The organism is Streptomyces sp. VRA16 Mangrove soil (assembly GCF_017377775.1).
Lineage (GTDB): Bacteria > Actinomycetota > Actinomycetes > Streptomycetales > Streptomycetaceae > Streptomyces.
Genome location: NZ_JAFVLN010000010.1, coordinates 59,012 through 81,790, shown reverse-complemented (window position 1 = coordinate 81,790; position 22,779 = coordinate 59,012). Strand labels below are relative to the sequence as shown.

Genomic DNA, 22,779 nt, shown 5'->3' with positions numbered 1-22,779 from the left:
ACCTGCGCCCGCACCCGTACCCGTACCCGCCCCACGCCTGGGAGCCGTGTCATGACGACGCCCGTCCTCGTCACGCTCGTCGCCACCGTCCTGACCTGTCTCGTCGCCATCGCCGGCGTGCACGTCTACGCGTCCGGGCGCGCCCAGCGCCAGGCCCTCGTCGACCGCCTCGACGACTACCCGGGCGCCGGCGCCGCGCACGGCGCCGGAGGCAGGACCCGCCGCTTCGTCGCGGTCGACCGCCGCCTGCGCCGCACCCGCCTGGGCAGGGCCCTGCACCTGCGCCTCTCCGCGACCGGCCTCGACCTGACACCGGGCGAGTTCTTCGTCTACGTGGCCGTGGTCGTCGCGGCGCTGTGGCTGCTCGCGGCGACGGCCCTGGCCCCGTTCTTCGGCCCGATCGCCGCGGCCGTGGCCGTCTGGGCGGCCGCGATCTTCCTCAACTGGCAGCGGCAGAAGCGCATCGAGGCGTTCATCAACCAACTCCCGGACGTGGCCCGCCTGCTGGCCAACGCGACCGCGGCCGGACTCGCCCTGCGCACCTCGCTCGCCATGGCGGCGGAGGAGCTGGAGGCCCCGGCGGGCGAGGAACTCTCGCGCGTGGCCGACCAGTTGGCACTCGGCCGGTCCGTCGACGACGCCCTCGACGAACTCGCCGTACGCCTGCCCTCCCGCGAACTCATCGTCCTCGTCACGACGCTGGTCCTCGCGAACAAGGCGGGCGGCACGGTCGTCTCCTCCCTGCGCAACCTCACCCAGACCCTGGAGGACCGCAAGGAGACCCGGCGCGAGATCCGCACCATGCTCTCCGAGGTCAACGCCACCGCCTTCACGGTCCCGCTCCTCGGCCTCGGCTCCCTGATCCTCGTCAACGCGTCGAACGACGGCGCCCTGGCCCGCGTGACCGGATCGCCGCTCGGCCAGACGCTGATCCTGGTCTCGCTCGGCCTGTACGGGATCGGCTTCTTCGTGATCCGCCGCCTGGGAAAGATCGAGGTCTGAGCAGCCCATGTCCACCCCCGTCATCGGTCTCCTCCTCGCCCTCGCCATGGGCCTGGCCGTCCTCGGCATCTTCACCGGCGTCCGGATGTACCGCGCCGACGCCAAGGTCCCCAGCGACCTCGCGCTCGCCCTCGAAGTCGGTGCCACCCGGGTCTCCGCGACCGGCTCGGCGATCGACCGCCTGGGCATGCGGTTCGCGCCCCTCGTCCTGCGCCTGATGGGCCCGCGCCGCGTCGACGCCAAGCGCCGCAAGATCGACATGGCGGGCAACCCCGGCGGCCTCACCATCGACCGCTACGCGGCCCGCCGCGCGGTCTACGGCGCCTTCGGCGTCCTCATGGCCCTGGTGTTCTTCAAGAACGGCCAGCCGCTGATCGGGGCGCTGACCCTGGCCTTCGGCGCGTTCGCCGCCGACGCGCTGATCTGGCAGGCGGTCCGCGACCGCAAGGACGTCATCGACCGCACGCTTCCCGACTTCCTCGACGTCCTCGCCGTGGTCGTCTCGGCGGGTCTCGGCTTCCGCCAGGCCCTCGACCGTGTCGCGGAGAAGTACGAGGGCCCCTGGGCCGACGAACTCCGCATCACGCTGCGCCAGATGGACATGGGCGTCCCGCGCCGCCAGGCCTTCGACGAGCTGCGCCGGCGCAACGCGTCCGAGCAGGTCGCCCAGTTCGTCTCGGCGCTCCAGCAGGGCGAGGAACTCGGCTCACCCATCGCCGACACGCTGATCCAGCTCGCGACCGACATGCGCCGCACCGACGCCCAGAACTCCCGCCGCCGGGCCGCGAAGACGATCCCCAAGGCCACCATGGTCACCCTGGTCTTCATGCTCCCCGCGACGATGATCCTGATCGGCACGGGTATGTTCCTCGGCTCGGGCTCCGACTTCGGCTCGATCCTGGGCCGCTGACCCCGGCCCGGCCCGGCCCGGTGCGGCAACCTTCCGGCCCGCGGCGACCACCAGAGGGAGACAGGCCACGCCCCCGGCCGCCCCGACCGCCCAGAGGACCCCAGTGACCCCCCGACCCCGAGCCCGTTCCGGATCCCGAGCCCGCGACCGCCGCGGCAGCCGCTTCACCCCGTACGCCCTCCTGGCGGTCGTCGCCGTCCTGACGCTCGTCGGCACGCTGATGGTGACGCTGGGCGGGGACGGCGACGACGGCGACGCCACGGCGGTCCGTACGACGACGAGCCCCGCCACCACACCCCCGGCGAGCCCGTCCCGCACCTCTAAGCCCTCGAAGTCCCCCAAACCGGCCAAGTCCCCCCGCCACAGCGCGACTCCGACCGCCACGGCCCAGAGCAAGAAGCGGTCCTCCCCCACTGCCGCCGCCCCCGCCCCCGCCCCGGCGGCCGGCGGCCCGGCCCCGCTCGCGGGCCGCATTCGCCCCGGCAGGACGTACGACGGCATCGCCACCTTCTACGACGCGGGGGACGGCGACGGCGCCTGCCTCTTCGGGCCCGCGGGAACCACCCTGACGGCGGCCATGAACACCGCGGACTACGAGACGTCGAAGGCGTGCGGCGCCTACATCCGAGTACGGGCGTCGTCCGGAAAGTCGATCACGGTCCGCGTCACCAACGAGTGCCCGGCGCCCTGCAAACCCGGTCAACTCGACCTGAGCGCCGAGGCGTTCGCCCAGCTCGCCGCCCCGGTGCAGGGACAGACAGCCATCACCTGGTCCCTGGTCAGCCCGGCCGTGTCCACGAACGTCGCGCTCCGCTACAAGACCGGCTCGTCCGTCCACTGGTGCGCGATCCAGGCCATCGGCCACCGCAATCCGGTCGCCCGCCTCGAAGTCCGGACGAGCGGCGGCGGTTGGCGCGGCCTGTCCCGCACGTCCTACAACTACTTCCTCTCCGAGGACGGCGCCGGATGCGGTGGCGCGATCCGGCTCACCGACATCTACGGCCAGCAACTCACCTTCACCGGAATCGCGTTGCGGCCGGACGCCGTACAGCGGACAGCCGCACAGTTCGCCCGGCACGCCTGAGCCCCGGCCCGCGCGGTGTCCACACGCGAGGGGGCGCCCGTCCGTATCAACTCGACTTCGCAATAGGCACGTTGTCCCCCTCCTGCGACGGCCTCAGACTGGCTACATTGGTCGGAGCCCAGCGTTGGCGAATGCGAACACCGCGGGAGGGGGGTGCGTATGCCGGGCCCACGACACCGACAACATCCGGTCAAGCAAAGGCAGTTAATTGTCGAATCCGGGTACAAGCGGTTGCCGGTCGCGTACGTTGCGTACGGTACGCGCGCGAGCGTAGCTCTCGTACGGGGAAGGGGAGAACGTGACCAGGACCAGGGATCGGCTGCTCGGGGTGTGGGTCAAGTGGACGGTTTCGGTGAGGGAGCAGGTTCGGGGGGAGCGGCGGGATGCGGGGGCGGGGTTTGTGGAGTATGCGGGGTTGATGATTTTGATTGCGGGGATTTTTGTGGCGATCGACAGCTTGGGCCTCGACGGCATGATCTCCGGCGCGATCATGGATGCCATCAACAACGTCATCGGCGGCTGAGCGGCGATCTGGGATCGACCCTTCCGATCTACATCTGGCTGACCGGAATTCTGCTCTTCGCCGCGTTCGCCTTCTTCGCTTTCGCGCAAGCCGCTTCGGCGCGCAATGGAGCTCAATCTGCTGCGGACGCGGCCGCGTTGGCGGCAGCGCAGTCCGCACGTGACGAGTTGATGGACGGCTTGGGCCAGGCCATCGGTGACGGTGACGACTGGCTCGGCTGGCTCCGCGGGCAGGGGTTCGAGGGTGCCGATGCGCAGGCGGCGGCCGGGCAGCTGGCCGCAGACAACGACGCCGATGTAGTCGCAGGCCCCGATCCTGCTGAGGTCGACGGCTTCCCCGGATACCGCGTAGAGGTCCTGACCCGTTACACGGTCGGTGACTCCATCATTCCTGGCACGGAGAACAAGCACGCGAAGGCGCACGCCACCGCAGTGATTCAGCCGCGCTGCGAGATTCCCGACGATGCCGACTTCAAGAAGCCCGTTCAACTCACCTGTGAAGGCGACCAGTTCGAGATCGACCCTAAAAACCTCGACCCGGGGGACCTGCCGGACGCCTCGGCGCTGTTCTCCGTTCACCTGGCCGACTGACGAGAAGGGGAAGCCGTAGCGATGAATCTTCGGCGCACTACGACGACCCGCCGGGCACTGGCCGCGGTGGCGTTCACGACTGGTCTGGTCCTCTCAGCGGGCGGCTGTGGAGGTGACGGTGGCGACAAGCCAGAGAAGGCGCCCAGTACGGCGTCCGCCGACAAGGGGAACGACAAGCAGGAGTCGCAGTCCGCCAGCCCGAGCAGTCAAGTGCTAGCAGAAGTGAAGGGCGAGAACGGCATCACACTGTCCGTCACGTCGGCCCAGCGGGACGAGGGCGGCTTCGTCACCGTGCAAGGCAACGTCACGAACGGCACGGGCAAAGGCTGGGTGCCCGTCGACTGGCGTGGCGACGAGAAGGAGCTGATGTCTAACGGCGGCTCCATCGCCGGCGCCGCTCTGGTGGACGAGGCGGGCAAGAAGAAGTACCTCGTGCTCCGGGATACAGAGGGACGCTGCCTGTGCACCCGCTTCACCGGCGGGGTGCGCAATGGGGAGACGGACAGTTGGTACGCCCAGTTCCCCGCCCCACCAGAAGGCACCACCAAGGTCACCTTCCAGGTGGGCTCGATGCCGCCCGCTGCCATCGACATCTCCGAGGGCGAATGACATGCCCCGCCACCTGACAACCGCCGTACTGACGGCCACCGTTCTGATCCTGAGCGGCACGGCCGCCCACGCCGTCGACGACAAACCCTCCGCGCCGCCCGGCAGCACCACCACCTCCGCGCCTCCGCAGGTGGACGCCAACAGTCCGGGGCTCAAGCTTGCCGACGGGGCCACCCTCGCTCCGGCCAAGGTGCTGGACATCAAGTCGGTCGTGGAGGACCTCTCCGGCGACGAGCGGCGCTCGGACACCAACGAGACGGTCACCTTCGCGTTGCAGGCCGAGGTCCTCTTCCCGAAGGACAGCGCGAAGCTGAACCCGGACGCGAGGTCCCGGATCCAGGCGATCGCGGACGAGATCAAGGCCCAGAAGGCGGGCACGGTAAGGGTGTTCGGGTTCACCGACAACCTCGGCTCGTACGCGCACGGCCTGGTCCTCTCCAAGAAGCGCGCGGAGGCCGTCCACGACGAACTGACGGCGGCACTCGGCGCGGCGGGCGGCGACGTCACGTTCCAGGTCAGGGGCTACAGCGAGGACTACCCGATCGCGGACAACGGCAGCGAGGAAGGCCGCAAGAAGAACCGGCGCGTGGAGGTGTCGTTCCCGAAGTCGGGCTGACTGGTCACTCCTTGTCGTCGTCGCCTTCGGCCTCGGGGTAGGCGATGAACGTGCCCTTGGACGGGAGGGTGACGACGAGGCCCCGTTCGCGGAGTTCCTTGGTGGCGCGGCGGGCGGTCAGGTGGGCCACGCCGTATTCGGCCGCAAGGTCCCGCTCGCCGGGGAGGCGGGCCCCGGGGCGCAGCTCGCCCTTGGCGATGCGCTCGGCGATGTGGTCGGCCATCTGCATGTAGACGTACGCGATCTTCATCGGGTCGATCGGCGACCGATCGTGCCCAGAGTCTCCTGCCATTCGAACAATGTACGACACCCATGAGCTGCACTGATCTATGGAGTGTGCCTAACCGCTATACACCACGCCTTTGCGCCCAGTACCGTGCTGTACGGAGAGAATCCGGCGGCGGCACATGGGGCCGCCCCGGGGCATGCCCAACGCTGCAAAGGAGCGCCAACATGCTGGACCTCTACGCGGGCCCGAGTGTGATCCACGACATCGTGATGGGGGCGGCCCGATGAACCACGGCCGTGACCGCGCCCCGATCCGCATGTGCGCCCGCTGCCAGCGCACCACCGAGGCCCCCGTCCTCGTACACGAGGTCCATGCCGCGACCGGACCCGGCTTCAACGTGTACGCGTGCGAGGCGTGTGCCCCGCTGTATCCGCCTCCGCTCGTCGATGAACTCGAACTCCTCGGTGGGGAGGGGGAGTCCGAGCCGCCTTCCCGCCGCTCCCGGTTGACGCTGCGGGTCTACCGGGTCCGGGCCGACGGCGAAGTGATCGGCGACCGGGGGAAAGTGCGGGTGTTGGTGGGCTCGGCGGGCGACCCGCTCGCGCGCTCGGCCGCGTACCCGCCGTGCCGGTGCGAGAGGTGCACGGCGGCCGACCGGAACTGACCGCGACCGTTGTGGGATCGCGGCGGGCCGGCGGCCGGTGGGGCTCGCAGGCCCGTCGCTTCGCAACGGTGGGGTGGTGACGGACCTCCCTTTGTCCGCGACCCGGTGGGCACCTTCTATGGGATTGCATGGTTGCTGTCCGTGGCTGGTTGCGCGTGGCCTCCGCTTGTCTCGTCGTCGTCGGACGACCGTCGATGGCTGGCTTTCGGGGGTTGCGGAGGTGGGTGGAACGGGCAGAGGTCCCCGGCATCTCCAGGCCTTCGGACGTACCCGCCGCAGTCGCCGACGGGGCGGGTGCGGCTATGGGTGGGGTGACGGTGGAGAAGGCGGCAAGGCGAGTGGAGAGAGGAAGCCTCACCGTCGGCGCGGGAGGGACGCCTGGGCGAGAGCGTGACGGATGCGGGCCACCATGCGCTCGGGGGAGTCGCGGACGTCGTTTGCGGTGAAGCGCAGGACGAGGCGGATTTCGGGGCAGAGCTGGAGGTCGTTGAAGCGGGCGAGGTCGCGGGCGTGGGCGGTGCGGCTGCCGTGATAGGCGTAGCCCTCGATCTCGACGGCGACGCCTTCGGCGGGGAAGAGGAAATCGGGCCGTACCGATGTGCCGTCCGGGGTGGTGAGGTGAGCCTGGGAGGTGGGGTGAAGGCCGGCCTCGTGTATGCGCAGCCGGGCAAGGGTCTCGGCGGGGGAGCCGGAGTGGGGGTCGACGAGCCGTAGAAGCGCCAGCGCTCTCGCCCTTCCGTGCGGGCCCTTGCGGGAGGCTTCGGCGGTGACGCGGGCGAGTGTGGTGAGCGGCCCGCGCCGACAGTTTTGTACGCGCCGCCGGGTGAGAGCGGAGTCGACGGCCATCACGGCGGCATCCGGGTCGGCGCTCCGGAGCAGGTCGCCGAGGGTTCGGTCGACGGTCGTGCACCGCAACCGTCGGACGACGGCGATGTCCCGCTCGGTGAGGGCGAGGCACCGTACGCCCGCCCGCGGCCGTCCGAGCGTCCGCCGCTCGGCGGTGAACTCGGCCTCGTACGACGGCATTTCGACTCCCCATAACCACGCGGCGGCCGAGTGGCTCACCACGAGGAACGGGGCGGACCACTGCTCGGCGACGAGCCGCACCCGCAGATCCACTTGTGTCCCGGGCGCCAGCCACGTCCCTTGGGAAAGACGCTGCCAACCGTCCCGTACGACGGTCCGCTCCAGAGTGCGGGGCTTCCAGCCGTGCGTCAGGGCCCATGACCGCAAAAGGACCCCCTCAAGCGCCAACTCCCGCAAGGGAACCCGCCCCTCACCCCTCCCGCAAGCGTTCTCTACACCCAAAGCGCCACCCCCACCCGCACGCTGCCACCAGCGGCCCCGGCCTGACGCGCCCGGTGTAGAAACCGCTCACCCCGCGCCTCTCGGAGGCCCCCACCACTCTTCCGTACGCGCACCACCCCCGCTCCGGCCTGTGGATATCTCGCCACCCCCCCTCCCTCGTCGCCTTCTCCACCGTCACCCCTCCCATAGCCGCACCCGCCCCGTCGGCGACTGCGGCGGGTACGTCCGAAGGCCTGGAGATGACGGGGACCTCTGCCCGTTCCACCCACCTCCGCAACCCCCGAAAGCCAGCCATCGACGGTCGTCCGACGACGACGAGACAAGCGGAGGCCACGCGCAACCAGCCACGGACAGCAACCATGCAATCCCATAGAAGGTGCCCACCGGGTCGCGGACGAAGGGAGGGTCCGTCACCACCCCACCGTTGCGAAGCGACGGGCCTGCGAGCCCCACCGGCCGCCGGCCCGCCCCCCGATCTACGCCCCGTCGGCCCGCCAGATCGTCATGTCCGCGGTCAGGAAGGCGGACTCGGGCATGGCGGTCGACTTGACCTCGATGACGAACGAGGCGATGTCACCGTTGCGGTGGCGCATGCAGATCTGGGTGCCTCCCGTCGCGGCGGCGAGTTTCCAGGAGTGGTACTTCTGTCCCTTCGTCAGCGCGGCGCACTCCGAGCGTCCGGCGTCCGGCGTGCCGAAGATCTGCACGAACGCCACGGTGTCACTGGTCAGTTCGCAGCCCGCCGACGCGCAGGAGAAGCGGATGTCGCCCTTGCGGTCCTTGCGCTGGTACGGCGCGTCGAAGCTGAGGGAGTTCTTCGCGTCCAGCCAGAGCCCTGTGTGCGGTTCGGCGGTCGGGGTGGTGCGGTCGTCCGGTGCCGCGGACACGGAACCGCCGGCCGATCCCGAACCGCCCTCCTCGCCCTCGGCCTTCAGCTCCGACGCCGAGGTGGACACCAGCGGGGACGGGCCGGCCGAGGCGGACTCCGAGGTGCCCGCACCGCCCCCCTTCGCCGACCCGCCCTTCGCGCTGTCGCCCCCGATGACCCCCGCCGCGTCCAGCACCGACCAGGCCAGCACCGACAGCACCAGCACCGCCGCCGTCACGGCCGCGCCCACTGCCAGCCGGGCCCCGGGCCTGCGGGCGGGCGGGCCGGCCGGTTCGGTCGGCGGGGCCCACGGGTCGCGGGGGACCGAGGCAGGAGCGGAAGGTGTCGTCAGCAGAGCCGTGGCCGGGGCCGCCGGCTGGGCGGGGACCTCCGGTTCCGGGCCCGTGATGTCCTGCCAGCGCGCTCCCGCGCCGGACGCGTCGCCGAGCCGCTCGCGGCACCACTCCACGATCTCCGGGAGCGTGGCGCGGTCGGCCGGGTCCGCGGCCAGGCAGCGGGCCATCAACGGGCGCAGTTCGACGGGCAGTTGGGTCAGGTCGGGCGCGGAGTGGACGATGCGGTAGAGGACGCTGACCCCGGGACCCTCGCCGTACAGCGACGTACCGAGCGCCGCGAACGACGCCGTCAGGCCGAGCGCGAAGACGTCGGTGGCCGACGTGACCTCGCCGCCCGACGCCTGCTCCGGGGCCATGAACTGGGGCGTGCCCACCGCCATGCCCGAGCCCGTCGCGGTGTACGAGCTGAGGTCGGCGGCGAGCGAGATGCCGAAGTCGATGACGCGCGGGCCGTCGGCGGCGAGCAGCACGTTCGAGGGCTTGAGATCGCGGTGCACGACCCCGGCCGCGTGGATCGCCTGCAGTGCCTCGGCGACCCCCGCCATCAGCCACAGCACCGCGGGCACCGGCAGCGGACCACGCCGCGCCACCGCCTCGGAGAGCGAGGGCCCGGGAACGTAGAGCGTGGCGAGCCAGGGCGGGTCGGCGTCCGCGTCACCGTCGATCAGCTCCGCCGTGTACGCGCCGCGCACCCGCCGGGCCGACTCCATCTCGCGCCGGAAGCGCCGCCGGAACGTGGGGTCGTCGGCCAGTTCGGGGCGTACGACCTTGATCGCCACCGGGCGGCCGCCCTGCGTGTGCGAGAGATAGACCCGGCCCATGCCGCCCGAGCCGAGCCGCGCCACGAGCCGGTATCCGGCCACCTCGGCCGGGTCGTCCGCCTGGAGCGGTGTGAAGGCCGCCTGCGGATCGGGCCGCGCCCCGTCCCCCGTGAGATCCATGATCCCCTCCACCTCTTCGCCCCGTGGCCGCTCGGCCCGGGGCCCCCGTACCCCCGGTCAACCAGTGGTTGACCACTGGAGCACCTTATGCCGCCGGTGACGTCCCGCCCCCAGTGGTGTGGACGGGACGTGACAGCCGTGTGCGTACTCGTGTGAAGACGGAACCGGCATGGCCGCCCGTGACGTCTTTAAGTGATCATTACCATTCCGGTCCGCCCCTGCGGGGCGGGCGAGTTGACGGGCACGGGCGAATTCGGGGGAACACCATGGCCGCCTCGGGCGACGGCTACCAGGTCCGGCATTCCGGCATGACGAGCCAGGCGAAGGAACTCGACGGAGCCGGCGACGACGCCGGCGCGATCCGCGAGCTGCTCGCCGGTACCCCCTGCTACACGCAGGAGGTGCTCGGCGGGGACGACGCGGGCCCCGCCTTCAACGCGTACGCCTCCGCCTGGACCGCGGAGTCCCGCACCATCGAGGACGCCCTGCACGAACTGGCCGACAAGGTGCGTGCCGCGAAGGGCGCCTACGGGGGCTCCGACCGCCTCGTGCAGACCAGCGCGTCCAACGTCACGGTCGGTACGAACGCCGTCGGTACGAACGCCGTCGGTACGCAGTCCGCGTACGGCACCAATCCGGTGTACGGCGGCAGTGCCGTGATCGGCTCGCCGCCGATCGGCACGAACCCGGTGTACGGCGACAGCCCCGTCATCGGCGAGCCGCCGGTCGGCACCGGCCCGACGCCCGCCGGCGACGAGCTGATCAGCACCGATCCGGTCCACGCCGAGGTTCCCTCGGCCCTCACCGACTACTGAAGGGCGCCGCGACCGCCGTGACCGAATCGACGACCGCACGCCGCGCCCGCCTCGACGGCCTGTGCGACCGGATCTCCTCAGCCGGCAGCAAGAACGACCTGATCGACGCGATCGACGACGCCCTCGGTGTCGCACCGCCCGAGGGCGACCCGGTCCTCATCGAATCCCTCGGCAAGCGCTACCGCGGCCAGGCCGACAACGCGATGAAGGTCCACGACCGCACCGACGCCGTCAGCCGCAAGGGCCTGCCCGACGTATGGGCGGGCGACACCAGCGTGCTCGCCTCCGACGCCGTGGACGCCACCGCGCGCGCCGCCGAGCAGATGGCCGAGGCACTGCGCGGCGGCGGCAACGCGCTCATCACGTTCTCCGACTGCCTGGAGGCCGCGCAGAAGAAGGACAGCGGCGGCCGCACCAAACTGCGCGACGCGCGGGCCCAACTCGGCGACAAGGACGGCTTCTTCGACGACTGGCACGAGGACGACGGCGAGGAGGCCGCCCGCAAGGCCGCCCGCTCCCTCGCCACCACCGGCGTCGACGAGCTCCTGACCGCGGCCTCCGACGCCGACGACGCGGCCCGCCAGTGCGCCCGCGACCTCAACAAGTACGCGTCCGAGGCCCGTGCCGGAAAGATGGGCACCGACGAACTCTCCGCGGTGGACCGGATCGCGCTGGCCGACACCGCCAACGTCGGCGGCGACCCCGAACTGAACGAGATCCTCAGCGCCAACGACCTGGAGCGCTCGGGCCGTGCCATGGAGAACATGACGCCCGCCGACCGGGCCCGCATGGAGAAGCTCCTCGCCGACGCCGCCACCCCGCAGGAGAAGGCGTACCTGATGAAGGCGCTCGCCTCCGGGTACTCGGTCGACGAGGTCGCCGAGTTCGGCGGGAAGATCCACGGCAAGGACGAGGTCTGGCTGCGCGAACACCTCGCGCCGGTCTCCACCAACTCCGCGACGGGGCAGGAGCAGCAGACCTTCGGCGGCAAGCTGTGGGACCAGGACGGCGCCACCTGCGTGCCGTCCTCCACCGTCACCGCCCGTGCCATGGTCGACCCCGTCTACGCCCTGGAGCTGACCGGCGGCCCCGACGGCCAGGACAACAGCGACGAGCACTTCCGCGAGCGGCTCACCGACGAGCAGATGCGGATGCACGAGGAGGGTGACGGCTCCAACAGCGGCTGGTGGTGGGACCGCCACCCCTCCGGGATGGACTCCGACGGACAGGTCGAGATCTCCGACAAGGAGCTGAGCCCGCACACCGGCGACAGCTACGAGTCGCACGACATGAACAGCGCCGACGACCGCCGCGACGTCCTCACCGACGTCGAGGAGTCCGTCGCCGAGGGCAAGCCCGTCCCCATCAACATCGAGGGCGAGGAGAACGGCGACTGGGTCGGCCACGGCATGATGATCGTCGGCCAGGAGGGCGACATGCTCCAGATCTACAACCCGTGGGGCACCACCACCTGGGTCAGCGAGGACGACTTCATCAACGGCGACCTCAGCGCGGCGACCGACGACCGCTTCTCCAAGGACAACAACGGCGACGTGAACCGCGTCTACATCGACCAGGACTGAGACCAGGGTTGACATCCATGCACATCCGAACAGCCGTCCTCGTCACGGCAGTTGCCGCTCTGACCGCGGTCCTCACCGGCTGCGGTTCCGACTCCGGCGACCCGACCTCGTACGGGATGGAGAAGCGCACCCTCACGGTCGACGCGGGCGATGCCTTCTCCCTCGACGTGCCGCTGCGCTGCCCCATGGGCGACAACTGGTACCTGGCCGACCCGGCACCGGACACCGCCGTCCTCAAGGAGATGGGCACGCGGCGCGCCTGCGGCGACGACGGCGAGGACGGCTCGAACCACTTCGACTTCACCGCCCGCGCCAAGGGCACGGCCACCGTCACCCTGCTGCACTGCCCGAACGGCATGTGCCACAGCGCACGGGAGGCGGCCACGGCCTCCCCGTCCGCGTCCGGCGCGCCCCTGTACGGCGACGAACCCACGCAGGCGCCGACCGCGACCGCGACGCCGGACGAGCGCGTGACGTACTACCAGTACCGGATCACGGTCCGCTGAGCCCGGGAGACCCGCACATGGCACCCGCACCGACGTCCCGCACCGACGACCAGCTCGTCGCCGACACCGACATCGCCGCGCTGCTCCGCTACGGCCTGACCCGACCGGGCTTCCGTACCGCCCTGTTCGGGGACGGCGCGGTCGCCGCGGCCGTCACCCTGGACCGGCTCGGCGTGGTGCCGCGCTCGGTCGCGTACCTCGGCAAGGTCGTGCGCGCGGGCGGCGTGCGCTACGCCGCCGAGCTGGCCGAACCGCTGCCCTCGCCGGAGGCCTCCGCGGTGCTGCGCGGCTGGCTGGAGGAGGCGGCGCCCACCGCCGGCACCCAGGAGGCGGAGACGGCGGCCGCCCGCTGGCTGACCACCGTCGCCGAACTCATGGGCGCCCGCCGCGCGGCCCGCGGCGGCTGAGGGCGTCTGTCCGAGGCGGCCGGCTACAGCTTCACCGGCAGCGAGTCCACCCCGTACACGATCGACAGCTTGCGGAACTCCAGTTCGGCCGGGTCCACCGCGAGCTGCAACTCCGGGAAACGGCGCACCAGTTGGGGGAACGCGGCGCGCAGCTCCATCTTGCCGAGCTCGGCGCCGATGCAGCGGTGGATGCCGTACCCGAACGCCAGGTGCGAGGAGGCGGGCGGGCGCGCGGGCAGGAAGGCGTCCATGTCGTCGTCGGGGCCGCCCAGGCGCGGATCACGGTCGGCGGCGCTGAGCGAGACGATCACGACGTCGCCGCCGGATATCGGTACGCCGCCGATCTCGACGTCCTCGCGGGCGAACCGCGGGAACGCCGTCTGCACGACGGTGAGATGGCGCAGCAGCTCGTCCACGAAGGGCGCCGCGACCGCCGCCGGGTCCTCCGCGTCGCGCAGCGCCGAGAGGTGCTCCCGGTCCTTGAGCATGATCATCGTGCCGAGCGCGAGCATGCTCGCCGTGGTCTCCAGACCGCCGGTCAGCACCCCGTCCGCGAGGCCGGTCAGCTCCTCGTCGGTGATGTTGTCGCCGTGCTCGCGCACCAGCATGCCGAGCAGCCCCTCGCCCGGGTGGCGCCGCTGCTCGGCGACGACCCCGCGCAGATAGTCCAGGGACTGCGACACCGCGCCGAACGAGGCCCCGGCCCCGCCGAGCACGTCGAAGCGGGCCACGGAGAACTGCTGGAACGCCTCCCGCTCCTCGTACGGCACCCCGAGCAGCTCACAGATGACCAGCGCCGGCACCGGCATCGCGAAGTGCTCGACGAAGTCGGCCGTGCCGTCGGGCGACTCCCGCGCCGCCTTCTCCAGCTGGGCCAGCTGCTCCTCGACGATCGCGTGGATGCGCGGCGTCAGCCGGGACAGCCGGCGCATCGTGAACTCGGGAGTGAGCAGCCGGCGCAGTCGCGTGTGGTCCGGCGGGTCGCAGAAGCCGAGGCCGCCCGGGTTCTGGTCGGCTCCCGCGCCGCCGACGCCCACCAGGTGCCGGAAGTCGTTGCTGAACGCCTTCGCGTTGCCCAGGACCTCCTTCGCCTCGTCGTAGCCCGACACCAGCCAGACCGTGATGCCGGGGATCGGCAGCCTGCTGACCGGCTCACGGTCGCGCAGCGCACCGATCTCGGGGACCGGGTCGACGCCCTCGCGGCGCAGCGGCAGCAGTGCGCCGTCGGGCAGCTTCGACAGGATCGACAGATCCAGGCCCGTGCCCTTTCTCCGCAGACGGGAGAAGTAGAGACGGGTCAGCCAGCTCGCTATCGCGGAACGTGCGGAACGTACGTACATGTGCTCGCATCTCTGCGGAGTGGTGTGGGACGGACGGGCCCTGCGTGGGGGACGTGGGCCTTGGTGGTGGTGCGGCGGGGGTGTGACAAGGGTATGTGCGCCACCCGGGGTCCGGGGAAGAGGGCCAGCCCCTGAGAGACCCCTGTGGACAACCCCCGGACACCCTTGGGGGAGGCCCCCGACGGCGGCCGGGGTCACTGCTCCGGCAGGTATCCGGTCGCGCCGTCGAGCTGCTCGCGCAGGATGTCCATGTGGCCCAGATGCCGGGTGGTCTCCTCCAGCATGTGCACGAGGACCCAGCGCATCGAGACCGTCCGGCCGTCCCACGCCGTGCCCGTCGTCTCCAGCGGGATCTCGGCGATCGCCCGGTCGGCGGCGGCGCGCGCCCGCGCGTAGAAGGCGAGCAGGTCCTCGACCGTCTCGTCGTCGGCCGCCACGATGTCCTCGCCCTTGAAGGGGTCGAACCAGAACGGCTCGCTCTCCCGCCCGAACGTGGTGCAGAACCAGCCGTACTCGACCGAGGCCAGATGCTTCACGAGCCCCAGCAGGCTGGTCCCCGACGGCGTCATCGGCCGTCGCGCCTGCTCCTCGGTGAGTCCTTCCAGCTTCCACACGACACCGTCCCGGTGCCGGTCGAGCGCGGCGAAAAGGCTTTCCCTCTCCCCGCCCTCGTACGGTACGTGCCTCATGCTTGCCTCCCCGTGTGCATGAACCGTCCGCAGAACGTAGCAGCGCCCGGTGACAAAAGAAGATGAGAGCGCTTACGCCTCCTGCGACGATGCAGGGCATGAGCAGCAGGGACTACGCAGAACTCGTCGCCGAAGCGGTCGCCGCGCCCACGGACGGCTGGGACTTCTCCTGGTTCGAGGGGCGCGCCACCGAGGAGCGCCCCTCCTGGGGGTACGCCCGCCTGATGGGGGAGCGCCTCGCCGCCGTGGACGCCGCCCTCGACCTGCACACGGGCGGCGGCGAGGTGCTCGATCTGGCGCCGAGGCTGCCGCGTCTGATGGCCGCGACGGAGGGCTGGCCGCCGAACGTGGCGAAGGCGTCCCGCCGCCTCGCCCCGCGCGGTGTGGTCGTCGTCGCGTCCCCCGACGACGCCCCGTTGCCCTTCGCGGACGCCACTTTCGAACTGGTCACCGCCCGCCATCCGGTGAAGGCGCACTTCGACGAGATCGCCCGCGTGCTGCGCCCCGGCGGTGCCTATTTCGCCCAACATGTCGGCCCCAGCAGCGTGTTCGAGCTCGTCGAGTACTTCCTGGGCTCGCAGCCCGAGGCGGGCCGCCGCGCCCGTGACCCGCAGCGGGAGGCCGAGGAGGCCCGGGCCGCCGGCCTGGAGGTCGTGGACCTGCGCGCCGAGCGGCTGCGCGTCGAGTTCTACGACATCGGGGCCGTCGTCCACTTCCTGCGCAAGGTGATCTGGATGGTCCCGGGCTTCACGGTGGAGGCGTACGAGCCGCAACTCCGCGCCCTGCACGCCCGTATCGAGCAGGAAGGCCCCTTCGTGGCCCACAGCTCCCGCCATCTGATCGAGGCCCGCAAGGCGTAGTCGGCGGGCGCGATCAGCACAGGGCAGACGAAACCGTTGCCGCGGAGCATTCGATTCCGCATCGTTATCGATACGCACTCGATCGCCACGTAAACCTCACGTAAGTTCGTACCAACGGCAATTCGCGTGAGCAAAGCTGCGCGGCGGTACCGCGCGGTGGAGGGGGCTGCGCGGTGCCGCATGCCCTCGTTCCCCGGTGAACTGCGGTGCGCGGGACACCCGCGCGACCCGAATGCGCCATATCTGCGGCGCCGCTCCCGCGGGCCGCGGCGGCGTCAACCTCGTGCGTGACACGCGAGGGGGACGTCGAACCCCCGGCGGCGCCCCCGTGAAGACGGGGCCAGAGGCGCCTGTGAGCACGCTGTGGAGCGGCCGGAAAGCTACCTCTGCCCGTCGTCGCCCGACTCCGGAGAGTAGTTGTGGCACGCCGATGCACGCATCCGCACTTACGAAGGGTTATGGTGGAAACCCCCCCTCGGGCCGGTCCGTCTCCCCCCCACGGACCGGCCCGTTTTTTGTGCCCGCTCATGTCCGTACAACTGGACGTGACAAGCCCCGCTCAGGGGCCCGTCACCGCCGTGCCGGTTCGGCTCGGATCAGCTGCGGCCGGCCCAGATGTTCGTCCCGGGCGTGGAGACCGCGAACGAGTCGATTTCGGTCAGCTCCTCGTCCGTCAGCTTCGCACCGGCCAGCGCCGCCACGTTCTCCTCCAGCTGGCGCACGCTGGACGCCCCGATCAGGGCGGACGTCATCCGCTCGTCCCGCAGCACCCAGTTCAGCGCGAGCTGCGCGAGGGACTGGCCGCGGCGCTGAGCGATGTCGTTCAGGCCGTTCAGCCGGCGCAGCACCTCGTCGCTCAGCAGGTCCGGGTCGAGGGACTTGCCCTGGGTGGCGCGCGAGCCCTCCGGGATGCCCTTCAGGTACTTGCCCGTCAGCAGGCCCTGGGCGAGCGGCACGAAGGAGATGCAGCCCATGCCTGCCGCCTCCAGGGTGTCGAGCAGGCCGTCGTCCTCCGTCCAGCGGTTGATCATCGAGTAGGACGGCTGGTGGATGAGGGCCGGGACGCCCATCTCCTTCAGCAGGCGCGCGGCCTCGGCCGTCTGCTCGCTGGTGTACGAGGAGACGCCGACGTACAGCGCCTTGCCCTGCTGCACCGCCGATGCGAGCGCTCCCATCGTCTCCTCGAGGGGAGTCTCCGGGTCGAAGCGGTGCGAGTAGAAGATGTCGACGTAGTCCACGCCCATCCGCTTGAGCGAGGCGTCCAGCGACGACATCAGGTACTTGCGGCTGCCCCACTCCCCGTACGGGCCGGGGTGCATCAGGTAGCCCGCCTTCGTCGAGAGGATCAGCTCGTCCCGGTAACGGGCGAAGTCCTGCGCGAAGATCTTGCCGAAGTTGAGCTCCGCCGAACCGGGCGGCGGGCCGTAGTTGTTCGCCAGGTCGAAGTGGGTGACGCCCAGGTCGAACGCGCGGCGCAGGATCGCGCGCTGGGAGTCGAGGGTGCGGTCGTCGCCGAAGTTGTGCCACAGGCCGAGCGAGATCGCGGGCAGCTTCAGCCCGCTGCGGCCGGTGCGCCGGTACTCCATGGAGTCGTAGCGGTCGCCCGACGCGACGTAGGGAGAGGTGTCGTTCATGGGTACGAAGCTACGTCAGTCCACTGACACCCCACAGTTCCCACCCGCCTTTGCGGTTGTAGGCTTTCGCCCTCGGGGACTGCCGTCTGCACGGAGGGGCAAAAAGACCGTGAACCTGCGCGACGGGCTGCGCAGCCTGCTGGTCAGGCTGTACGCACGCCGGGTCGAGGGCCACCTGGACCACGACCAGGTGCCCAAGCACATCGGCGTCATCATGGACGGCAACCGCCGCTGGGCGAAGGCCGCCGGATCCACCACCGCCCAGGGGCATCAGGCGGGCGCCGACAAGATCGAGGAGTTCCTCGGCTGGTGCGCCGAGACGGACGTCGAGGTCGTCACGCTGTGGCTGCTGTCGACGGACAACTTCGACCGGCCCCAGGAGGAACTGGGCCCGCTGCTCGGCATCATCGAGGACACCGTCCGCTCGCTGGCCGCCGACGGCCGCTGGCGCGTGCACCACGTGGGCGCCACCGACATCCTCCCGTCGGGCATGCAGACCGTGCTCAAGGAGGCCGAGGAGGCCACCGCCCACCGCGACGGAATACTGGTCAACGTGGCGATCGGCTACGGCGGCCGCCAGGAGATCGCCGACGCCGTCCGCTCGATGGTGCTCGACGCGGGGGAGAAGGGCCAGTCGATCGAGGAGCTGGCCGACGCCGTCTCCGTCGACCTGATCGGCAAGCACCTCTACACGAGCGCGCAGCCCGACCCCGACCTGGTCATCCGCACCAGCGGCGAGCAGCGCCTGTCCGGCTTCATGCTCTGGCAGACGGCGCACTCCGAGTACTACTTCTGTGAGGTCTTCTGGCCGGCCTTCCGCAAGGTCGACTTCCTGCGGGCGCTGCGCGACTACGCGGCCCGCCACCGCCGCTTCGGCGGCTGACGAGCGGTCACCCCGCGGTCACCAGGGACTTACGTCACCAGGAGTTAACGCACGCGCCGTCATATGCCGTGGCATGGCTGCGCGTGTTCGAGGGAATAAGCCTTCCAGGTCGGTGTCCGCACCAAGGACACCGCATCTCAGCGGGTGGCACGGGGCCGCCCGCCCGGGAGGCCCTTTGCACCAGGACGACCGCGCGACTGTCCGTGCGGATGACGACTTGGAGGGCCGGCTCTCGGCCCGTGCAGCGCGGCCGTTGACCGGCGGCTCTCCACCGCCCACCCGGCCCAGTTATCCCTCCGTCGCTCCCCGACCTCATCCGAGGGGGTACGTCCTTCCGTGGTGACCAGCAACAAGCGCCTTCCCAAGCCTGACCGGCGCACCTATGTTCTCGACACCAGCGTCCTGCTGGCCGATCCCAACGCCATGACCCGGTTCGACGAGCACGAAGTCGTGCTTCCTGTCGTCGTGGTCACGGAGTTGGAGGCCAAGCGGCACCATCCGGAGCTGGGGTACTTCGCCCGGCAGGCCCTGCGCCTGCTGGACGACTACCGCATCCGGCACGGTCGCCTGGATGCCCCGATCCCCACCGGGGAACTGGGCGGCACGCTGCGCGTCGAGCTCAACCACTCCGACCCCAGCGTCCTGCCCTCGGGTTACCGCCTGGGGGACAACGACTCACGGATCCTGGCCGTGGCCCGCAATCTGCAGGCCGAGGGGTTCGACGTCACGGTCGTGTCGAAGGACCTGCCGCTCAGGATCAAGGCGTCGTCGGTCGGCCTCCTCGCGGAGGAGTACCGCGCCGAACTCGCCATCACGGACTCCGGCTGGACCGGAATGTCCGAACTGTCGCTCCCCGCCGAGCAGGTGGACCTGCTCTTCGAGGAGGAGACGGTCTACGTCCCCGAGGCCGCGGACCTGCCCGTGCACACAGGCCTGACGATCCACTCCGAGCGCGGCAAGGCCCTCGGCCGCATCACGCCGGAGGGCAACGTCCGCCTGGTGCGCGGCGACCGGGAGGCGTTCGGCCTCAAGGGGCGCAGCGCCGAGCAGCGCATCGCCCTCGACCTGCTCCTCGACCCGGACGTCGGCATCATCTCGATGGGCGGCAGGGCCGGCACCGGCAAGTCCGCGCTCGCGCTCTGCGCGGGCCTGGAGGCGGTCCTGGAGCGGCGCCAGCACCAGAAGGTGATGGTCTTCCGTCCGCTGTACGCGGTCGGCGGCCAGGAGCTCGGCTATCTGCCCGGCACCGAGGCCGAGAAGATGGGGCCGTGGGCGCAGGCGGTCTTCGACACGCTCTCCGCCGTCACCTCGCGCGAGGTCATCGAGGAGGTCACGGCGCGCGGGATGCTGGAAGTCCTGCCGCTCACCCACATCCGCGGGCGCTCGCTGCACGACGCGTTCGTGATCGTGGACGAGGCCCAATCGCTGGAGCGGAACGTTCTGTTGACCGTTCTGTCCAGGATCGGGGCGAATTCGCGTGTCGTCCTGACCCATGACGTCGCCCAGCGCGACAACCTCAGGGTCGGGCGGTACGACGGGGTCGTCGCCGTCGTCGAGAAGCTGAAGGGGCACCCGCTCTTCGCGCACGTCACGCTGACGCGCTCGGAGAGGTCGCAGATCGCGGCGCTGGTGACCGAAATGCTCGAAGACGGTCAGATTTAGTCCACTAAGGGCCCGTTACGCGACAGTTGGCGCCGTCCAGCAAGGCGAAAGAGCCTAGCCGGGCGGCGCCTCGGCGTGTGCTGGTTTCCTGAAATCCCAAGGGCCAAACGGGGTGTGACGTTTCCCACGCAACACAGAATTGCCTTGCGGCGTCCGAGTACGGCAGAGTCACGGTCCTGTCAGGCCCCGCATACGGCACTTGTGTACCCCCAGCGGTACAGCACCACCGCAGCACCAGCTGCACCTTGAACTCCATAACGGCCGTCGTATGCCGCCCGAGCACCACGCGGCGCTCCCCGCAAGGGAGTTGCCCACCGGGCCCGTGCCTCCCGTGACCCGTCAGTTGGGAGGCCAGCGTCAGGGGCACGATTGCGTCCGCGAGGGGTCACACCAGAGCGGGCGATGCTGGAAGGAAACCGTGTGAGCCGGATTTCGGTCCGGGGATTCGCAGTGGCCTCGGCCACCGCGGTCACCACTGTCGGCGCCGTCGTGGGTGTTGCCTCGGGCAGCACCGCTCAGCCCTCCAACGAGGCTGAAGCCACGGCGAGCGACGCGACCCTCCTCGCCGACATACCCGCGGGCCAGCAGGCCCAGGTGCAGACCTCGTCACTTGAGCAGCAGGCTCAGACGCAGGCCATCGCCGCGGACAACGCTGCGCAGAAGACCGCGGAGGAGGCAGCCCGTAAGAAGGCCGCCGAGGACGCGATCGCCAAGCAGCAGGACGCGCAGGCGGCCAAGGAGAAGGCCGAGAAGGAGGCCAAGGAGCGCGAGGAGGCCAAGAAGGAGGCCGCCAGCCGCTCCGAGACCCGCGACGCCTCCAGCTTCGCCACGCAGTCGTCGTACTCCGTCGCCCAGATCCAGGCGATGGCGCGCCAGATGGTGCCGTCCGGTCAGTTCCAGTGCTTCAGCAACATCGTGGACCACGAGTCCAGCTGGAACTACAAGGCCGTCAACGCCTCCTCCGGTGCCTACGGTCTCTTCCAGGCACTGCCCGCCTCCAAGTACTCCACCGCGGGCGCGGACTGGCAGACCAACCCGGCCACCCAGATCAAGTGGGGCCTGAACTACATGAACTCCCGCTACGGCAGCCCCTGCGAAGCGTGGTCGTTCTGGCAGGCCAACAGCTGGTACTAGGGCGCGGCCGCGTTCAACCTTCGGAAGCCCCTCACCGTCCTACGGTGAGGGGCTTTCGCCATGTACGGTCGGTGCCACAGGTGCTCCCGGGGGAGTGAAGGGTGCGCACGGGGACCCCTGCGGGGGAAATCAGAGGACGGATCATGTCGCGAGTTCCAGGCTGGCTCGGCCGAGTCGGCGCCGGGATCAGCAAGGTCGGCGAGCGCCTCGACGAGCGCAGGGCCGAGGCCGAGCGGGACGAGGACGGCGACGCGCCGGGCCCGCCGCTGCCCGGCCGGCCCGCACCGTCCGCCGCCCCAGACAAGGAAGCTGAAGGGGCGTCGGGCGAGCAGCCGCACGACCAGGTGCCCGCGCCGCCGACGTACGCCCCGGCCATAGCGCCCCGGCCGGAACCCGTCGCCGCCGTGCCGTGGGGGCTGCGGGTCGCCGCCGAGGCGGGCTGGCGGCTGCTGATCCTCGCGGGCGCCCTCTGGGTGCTGATGAAGGTCATCAGCTCCGTACAGCTGGTGGTGTTCGCGTTCGTCGCGGCGCTGCTCATCACGGCGCTGCTGCAGCCGACGGTGGCCCGGCTGCGCCGGCACGGCGTACCGCGAGGGCTCGCCACCGCGCTCACCGCGATCCTCGGCTTCGTGATCATGGGACTCGTCGGCTGGTTCGTGGTCTGGCAGGTCCAGGAGAACATCGACAACCTCTCCGACCAGGTCCAGGACGGCATCGACGAGTTGCGCAAGTGGCTCCTCAACAGCCCCTTCCACGTCACCGACAACCAGATCAACGAGATCGCGAAGCAGCTGCGCGACGCCGTCGGGGCGAACACGAACGAGATCACGACGGCGGGTCTCGAAGGCGTCACCGTCATCGTCGAGGCGATGACGGGCATCCTGCTCACGATGTTCTCGACGCTGTTCCTGCTCTACGACGGCCGGCGCATCTGGGACTGGACGCTCAAGCTCGTCCCGGCGCAGGCCCGTCCGGGCATCGCGGGCGCGGGTCCGCGGGCCTGGCGCACGCTGACGGCGTACGTCCGCGGCACGGTGATAGTGGCTCTGATCGACGCCATCTTCATCGGCCTCGGCATCTTCTTCCTCGGGGTGCCGATGGCGGTGCCGCTCGCCGTCTTCATCTTCCTGTTCGCGTTCATCCCGCTCGTCGGCGCGGTGGTGTCCGGGGCGCTGGCGGTGGTGGTCGCGCTGGTCACGCAGGGCGTGTTCACGGCCGTGATGACCCTGGCCGTGGTTCTGGCCGTGCAGCAGATCGAGGGCCACATCCTGCAGCCGTTCATCCTCGGCCGGGCGGTGCGGGTGCATCCGCTGGCCGTGGTGCTCGCCGTGGCGACGGGGAGCATGGTGTCCGGGATCGGGGGCGCCGTCGTCGCCGTGCCTCTGGTGGCCGTCACCAACACGGTGGTCGGCTACCTCCGGAGCTGGTCCCAGGAGGCGGCGCTGCGGCAGTCCCCGCCACCACGGGGCGCGACAGCCGTCTCGGTCGCTCCGGTGGATCCGTCGTCGCAGGAGTAGGCAGGGGCGCGGGGAACTGCGCGGCCGGCCACGACGGCGCCGCACCCGC

23 protein-coding genes are annotated in these 22,779 nt (G+C 70.6%); 17 read left to right on the top strand and 6 right to left on the bottom strand.

The genetic code is table 11. The features are described 5' to 3' along the window. Positions 1-51 precede the first annotated feature (51 nt). The 7 genes from J3486_RS25920 to J3486_RS25895 all read left to right on the top strand — a co-directional run bounded on the left by J3486_RS25920 (position 52) and on the right by J3486_RS25895 (position 5,334). Entirely contained in the window at positions 52-1,002 is a 951-nt protein-coding gene (locus tag J3486_RS25920; RefSeq protein WP_207824299.1) for a type II secretion system F family protein, read from the top strand. A 7-nt stretch (positions 1,003-1,009) separates the two neighbouring features. Then, a complete protein-coding gene (locus J3486_RS25915; RefSeq protein WP_207824291.1) occupies positions 1,010-1,912 on the top strand; it encodes a DUF5936 domain-containing protein in 903 nt (300 codons plus the stop codon). Positions 1,913-2,015: 103 nt separating this feature from the next. Continuing rightward, on the top strand, positions 2,016-2,996 hold the full coding sequence (locus J3486_RS25910; RefSeq protein WP_307804939.1) for an expansin EXLX1 family cellulose-binding protein: 981 nt from the start codon (positions 2,016-2,018) through the stop codon (positions 2,994-2,996). Positions 2,997-3,324: 328 nt separating this feature from the next. Next, positions 3,325-3,519, top strand: a complete 195-nt coding sequence (locus tag J3486_RS44370) for a hypothetical protein (RefSeq protein WP_374194773.1) — start codon at positions 3,325-3,327, stop codon at positions 3,517-3,519. Continuing rightward, positions 3,516-4,109, top strand: coding sequence for a pilus assembly protein TadG-related protein (locus tag J3486_RS44365; RefSeq protein ID WP_267878232.1), 594 nt, complete (start codon positions 3,516-3,518; stop codon positions 4,107-4,109). Before J3486_RS44370 ends, J3486_RS44365 begins: the two co-directional genes overlap by 4 nt. A 21-nt stretch (positions 4,110-4,130) precedes the next feature. After that, positions 4,131-4,718 carry a hypothetical protein gene (locus tag J3486_RS25900; protein ID WP_207824287.1) on the top strand — a complete coding sequence of 196 codons (588 nt, stop codon included), beginning with the start codon at positions 4,131-4,133 and terminating at the stop codon, positions 4,716-4,718. 1 nt (position 4,719) lies between these two features. Then, positions 4,720-5,334 carry an OmpA family protein gene (locus J3486_RS25895; RefSeq protein WP_207824286.1) on the top strand — a complete coding sequence of 205 codons (615 nt, stop codon included), beginning with the start codon at positions 4,720-4,722 and terminating at the stop codon, positions 5,332-5,334. Positions 5,335-5,338: 4 nt separating this feature from the next. Here J3486_RS25895 and J3486_RS25890 read toward each other — a convergent pair whose 3' ends face one another. After that, the gene (locus J3486_RS25890) at positions 5,339-5,626 is read right to left on the bottom strand and encodes a winged helix-turn-helix domain-containing protein (RefSeq protein ID WP_207824285.1); all 288 of its coding nucleotides are present in this window, start codon (positions 5,624-5,626) and stop codon (positions 5,339-5,341) included. A 220-nt stretch (positions 5,627-5,846) separates the two neighbouring features. Here J3486_RS25890 and J3486_RS25885 point away from each other — a divergent pair, with 220 nt between their 5' ends. Then, positions 5,847-6,227 (top strand): hypothetical protein, encoded by a 381-nt coding sequence (locus J3486_RS25885; protein ID WP_207824751.1) that lies wholly within the window; start codon positions 5,847-5,849, stop codon positions 6,225-6,227. Between the two features lie 354 nt (positions 6,228-6,581). Here J3486_RS25885 and J3486_RS25880 read toward each other — a convergent pair whose 3' ends face one another. Together J3486_RS25880 and J3486_RS25875 are read right to left on the bottom strand one after the other, a co-directional pair. Continuing rightward, positions 6,582-7,346 (bottom strand): hypothetical protein, encoded by a 765-nt coding sequence (locus J3486_RS25880; RefSeq protein WP_307804938.1) that lies wholly within the window; start codon positions 7,344-7,346, stop codon positions 6,582-6,584. Between the two features lie 665 nt (positions 7,347-8,011). Continuing rightward, positions 8,012-9,700, bottom strand: coding sequence for a serine/threonine-protein kinase (locus tag J3486_RS25875; protein ID WP_207824283.1), 1,689 nt, complete (start codon positions 9,698-9,700; stop codon positions 8,012-8,014). A gap of 266 nt (positions 9,701-9,966) precedes the next feature. Here J3486_RS25875 and J3486_RS25870 point away from each other — a divergent pair, with 266 nt between their 5' ends. The 4 genes from J3486_RS25870 to J3486_RS25855 are packed head-to-tail and all read left to right on the top strand — an operon-like array spanning position 9,967 to position 13,011. Next, the gene (locus J3486_RS25870; protein ID WP_207824282.1) at positions 9,967-10,515 is read left to right on the top strand and encodes a hypothetical protein; all 549 of its coding nucleotides are present in this window, start codon (positions 9,967-9,969) and stop codon (positions 10,513-10,515) included. Positions 10,516-10,532: 17 nt separating this feature from the next. Then, on the top strand, positions 10,533-12,098 hold the full coding sequence (locus J3486_RS25865; protein ID WP_207824281.1) for a peptidoglycan-binding protein: 1,566 nt from the start codon (positions 10,533-10,535) through the stop codon (positions 12,096-12,098). 17 nt (positions 12,099-12,115) lie between these two features. Beyond that, entirely contained in the window at positions 12,116-12,604 is a 489-nt protein-coding gene (locus J3486_RS25860) for a hypothetical protein (RefSeq protein ID WP_207824280.1), read from the top strand. 17 nt (positions 12,605-12,621) lie between these two features. After that, the gene (locus tag J3486_RS25855; RefSeq protein WP_207824278.1) at positions 12,622-13,011 is read left to right on the top strand and encodes a hypothetical protein; all 390 of its coding nucleotides are present in this window, start codon (positions 12,622-12,624) and stop codon (positions 13,009-13,011) included. A 23-nt stretch (positions 13,012-13,034) separates the two neighbouring features. On the opposite strand, the gene J3486_RS25850 is transcribed toward J3486_RS25855, so the two are convergent. Both J3486_RS25850 and J3486_RS25845 read right to left on the bottom strand, forming a co-directional pair. Continuing rightward, positions 13,035-14,351 carry a cytochrome P450 gene (locus J3486_RS25850; RefSeq protein ID WP_207824273.1) on the bottom strand — a complete coding sequence of 439 codons (1,317 nt, stop codon included), beginning with the start codon at positions 14,349-14,351 and terminating at the stop codon, positions 13,035-13,037. Positions 14,352-14,545: 194 nt separating this feature from the next. After that, positions 14,546-15,040 carry a DinB family protein gene (locus J3486_RS25845; RefSeq protein WP_207824271.1) on the bottom strand — a complete coding sequence of 165 codons (495 nt, stop codon included), beginning with the start codon at positions 15,038-15,040 and terminating at the stop codon, positions 14,546-14,548. Positions 15,041-15,138: 98 nt separating this feature from the next. On the opposite strand from J3486_RS25845, the gene J3486_RS25840 reads away from it, so the two are divergent. Next, the gene (locus J3486_RS25840; protein ID WP_307804937.1) at positions 15,139-15,900 is read left to right on the top strand and encodes a methyltransferase domain-containing protein; all 762 of its coding nucleotides are present in this window, start codon (positions 15,139-15,141) and stop codon (positions 15,898-15,900) included. Positions 15,901-16,496: 596 nt separating this feature from the next. Here J3486_RS25840 and mgrA read toward each other — a convergent pair. Next, a complete protein-coding gene (mgrA, locus tag J3486_RS25835) occupies positions 16,497-17,534 on the bottom strand; it encodes an L-glyceraldehyde 3-phosphate reductase (RefSeq protein ID WP_207824268.1) in 1,038 nt (345 codons plus the stop codon). A 109-nt stretch (positions 17,535-17,643) separates the two neighbouring features. On the opposite strand from mgrA, the gene J3486_RS25830 reads away from it, so the two are divergent. From J3486_RS25830 to J3486_RS25815, 4 genes are all read left to right on the top strand, one after another. Further along, complete coding sequence (locus tag J3486_RS25830; protein ID WP_207824266.1) at positions 17,644-18,417, top strand: isoprenyl transferase; 774 nt, start codon at positions 17,644-17,646, stop codon at positions 18,415-18,417. Positions 18,418-18,753: 336 nt separating this feature from the next. Continuing rightward, a complete protein-coding gene (locus J3486_RS25825) occupies positions 18,754-20,079 on the top strand; it encodes a PhoH family protein (RefSeq protein ID WP_207824265.1) in 1,326 nt (441 codons plus the stop codon). A 402-nt stretch (positions 20,080-20,481) separates the two neighbouring features. Continuing rightward, positions 20,482-21,213 (top strand): transglycosylase SLT domain-containing protein, encoded by a 732-nt coding sequence (locus tag J3486_RS25820; protein ID WP_207824263.1) that lies wholly within the window; start codon positions 20,482-20,484, stop codon positions 21,211-21,213. 143 nt (positions 21,214-21,356) lie between these two features. Further along, positions 21,357-22,730: an AI-2E family transporter gene (locus J3486_RS25815; protein WP_207824255.1), complete on the top strand. Its 1,374-nt coding sequence runs from the start codon at positions 21,357-21,359 to the stop codon at positions 22,728-22,730. Positions 22,731-22,779 lie beyond the last annotated feature (49 nt).

Coding starts and splice junctions, on each gene's coding strand:
- J3486_RS25840 (WP_307804937.1), top strand. CDS start 15,139: ATGAGCAGCAGGGACTACGCAGAACTCGTCGCCGAAGCGGTCGCCGCG.
- J3486_RS25920 (WP_207824299.1), top strand. CDS start 52: ATGACGACGCCCGTCCTCGTCACGCTCGTCGCCACCGTCCTGACCTGT.
- J3486_RS25815 (WP_207824255.1), top strand. CDS start 21,357: ATGTCGCGAGTTCCAGGCTGGCTCGGCCGAGTCGGCGCCGGGATCAGC.
- J3486_RS25915 (WP_207824291.1), top strand. CDS start 1,010: ATGTCCACCCCCGTCATCGGTCTCCTCCTCGCCCTCGCCATGGGCCTG.
- J3486_RS25900 (WP_207824287.1), top strand. CDS start 4,131: ATGAATCTTCGGCGCACTACGACGACCCGCCGGGCACTGGCCGCGGTG.
- J3486_RS25860 (WP_207824280.1), top strand. CDS start 12,116: ATGCACATCCGAACAGCCGTCCTCGTCACGGCAGTTGCCGCTCTGACC.
- J3486_RS25845 (WP_207824271.1), bottom strand. CDS start 15,040: ATGAGGCACGTACCGTACGAGGGCGGGGAGAGGGAAAGCCTTTTCGCC.
- J3486_RS25890 (WP_207824285.1), bottom strand. CDS start 5,626: ATGGCAGGAGACTCTGGGCACGATCGGTCGCCGATCGACCCGATGAAG.
- J3486_RS25870 (WP_207824282.1), top strand. CDS start 9,967: ATGGCCGCCTCGGGCGACGGCTACCAGGTCCGGCATTCCGGCATGACG.
- J3486_RS25855 (WP_207824278.1), top strand. CDS start 12,622: ATGGCACCCGCACCGACGTCCCGCACCGACGACCAGCTCGTCGCCGAC.
- J3486_RS25895 (WP_207824286.1), top strand. CDS start 4,720: ATGCCCCGCCACCTGACAACCGCCGTACTGACGGCCACCGTTCTGATC.
- J3486_RS25875 (WP_207824283.1), bottom strand. CDS start 9,700: ATGGATCTCACGGGGGACGGGGCGCGGCCCGATCCGCAGGCGGCCTTC.
- mgrA (WP_207824268.1), bottom strand. CDS start 17,534: ATGAACGACACCTCTCCCTACGTCGCGTCGGGCGACCGCTACGACTCC.
- J3486_RS25885 (WP_207824751.1), top strand. CDS start 5,847: ATGAACCACGGCCGTGACCGCGCCCCGATCCGCATGTGCGCCCGCTGC.
- J3486_RS25820 (WP_207824263.1), top strand. CDS start 20,482: ATGCTGGAAGGAAACCGTGTGAGCCGGATTTCGGTCCGGGGATTCGCA.
- J3486_RS25850 (WP_207824273.1), bottom strand. CDS start 14,351: ATGTACGTACGTTCCGCACGTTCCGCGATAGCGAGCTGGCTGACCCGT.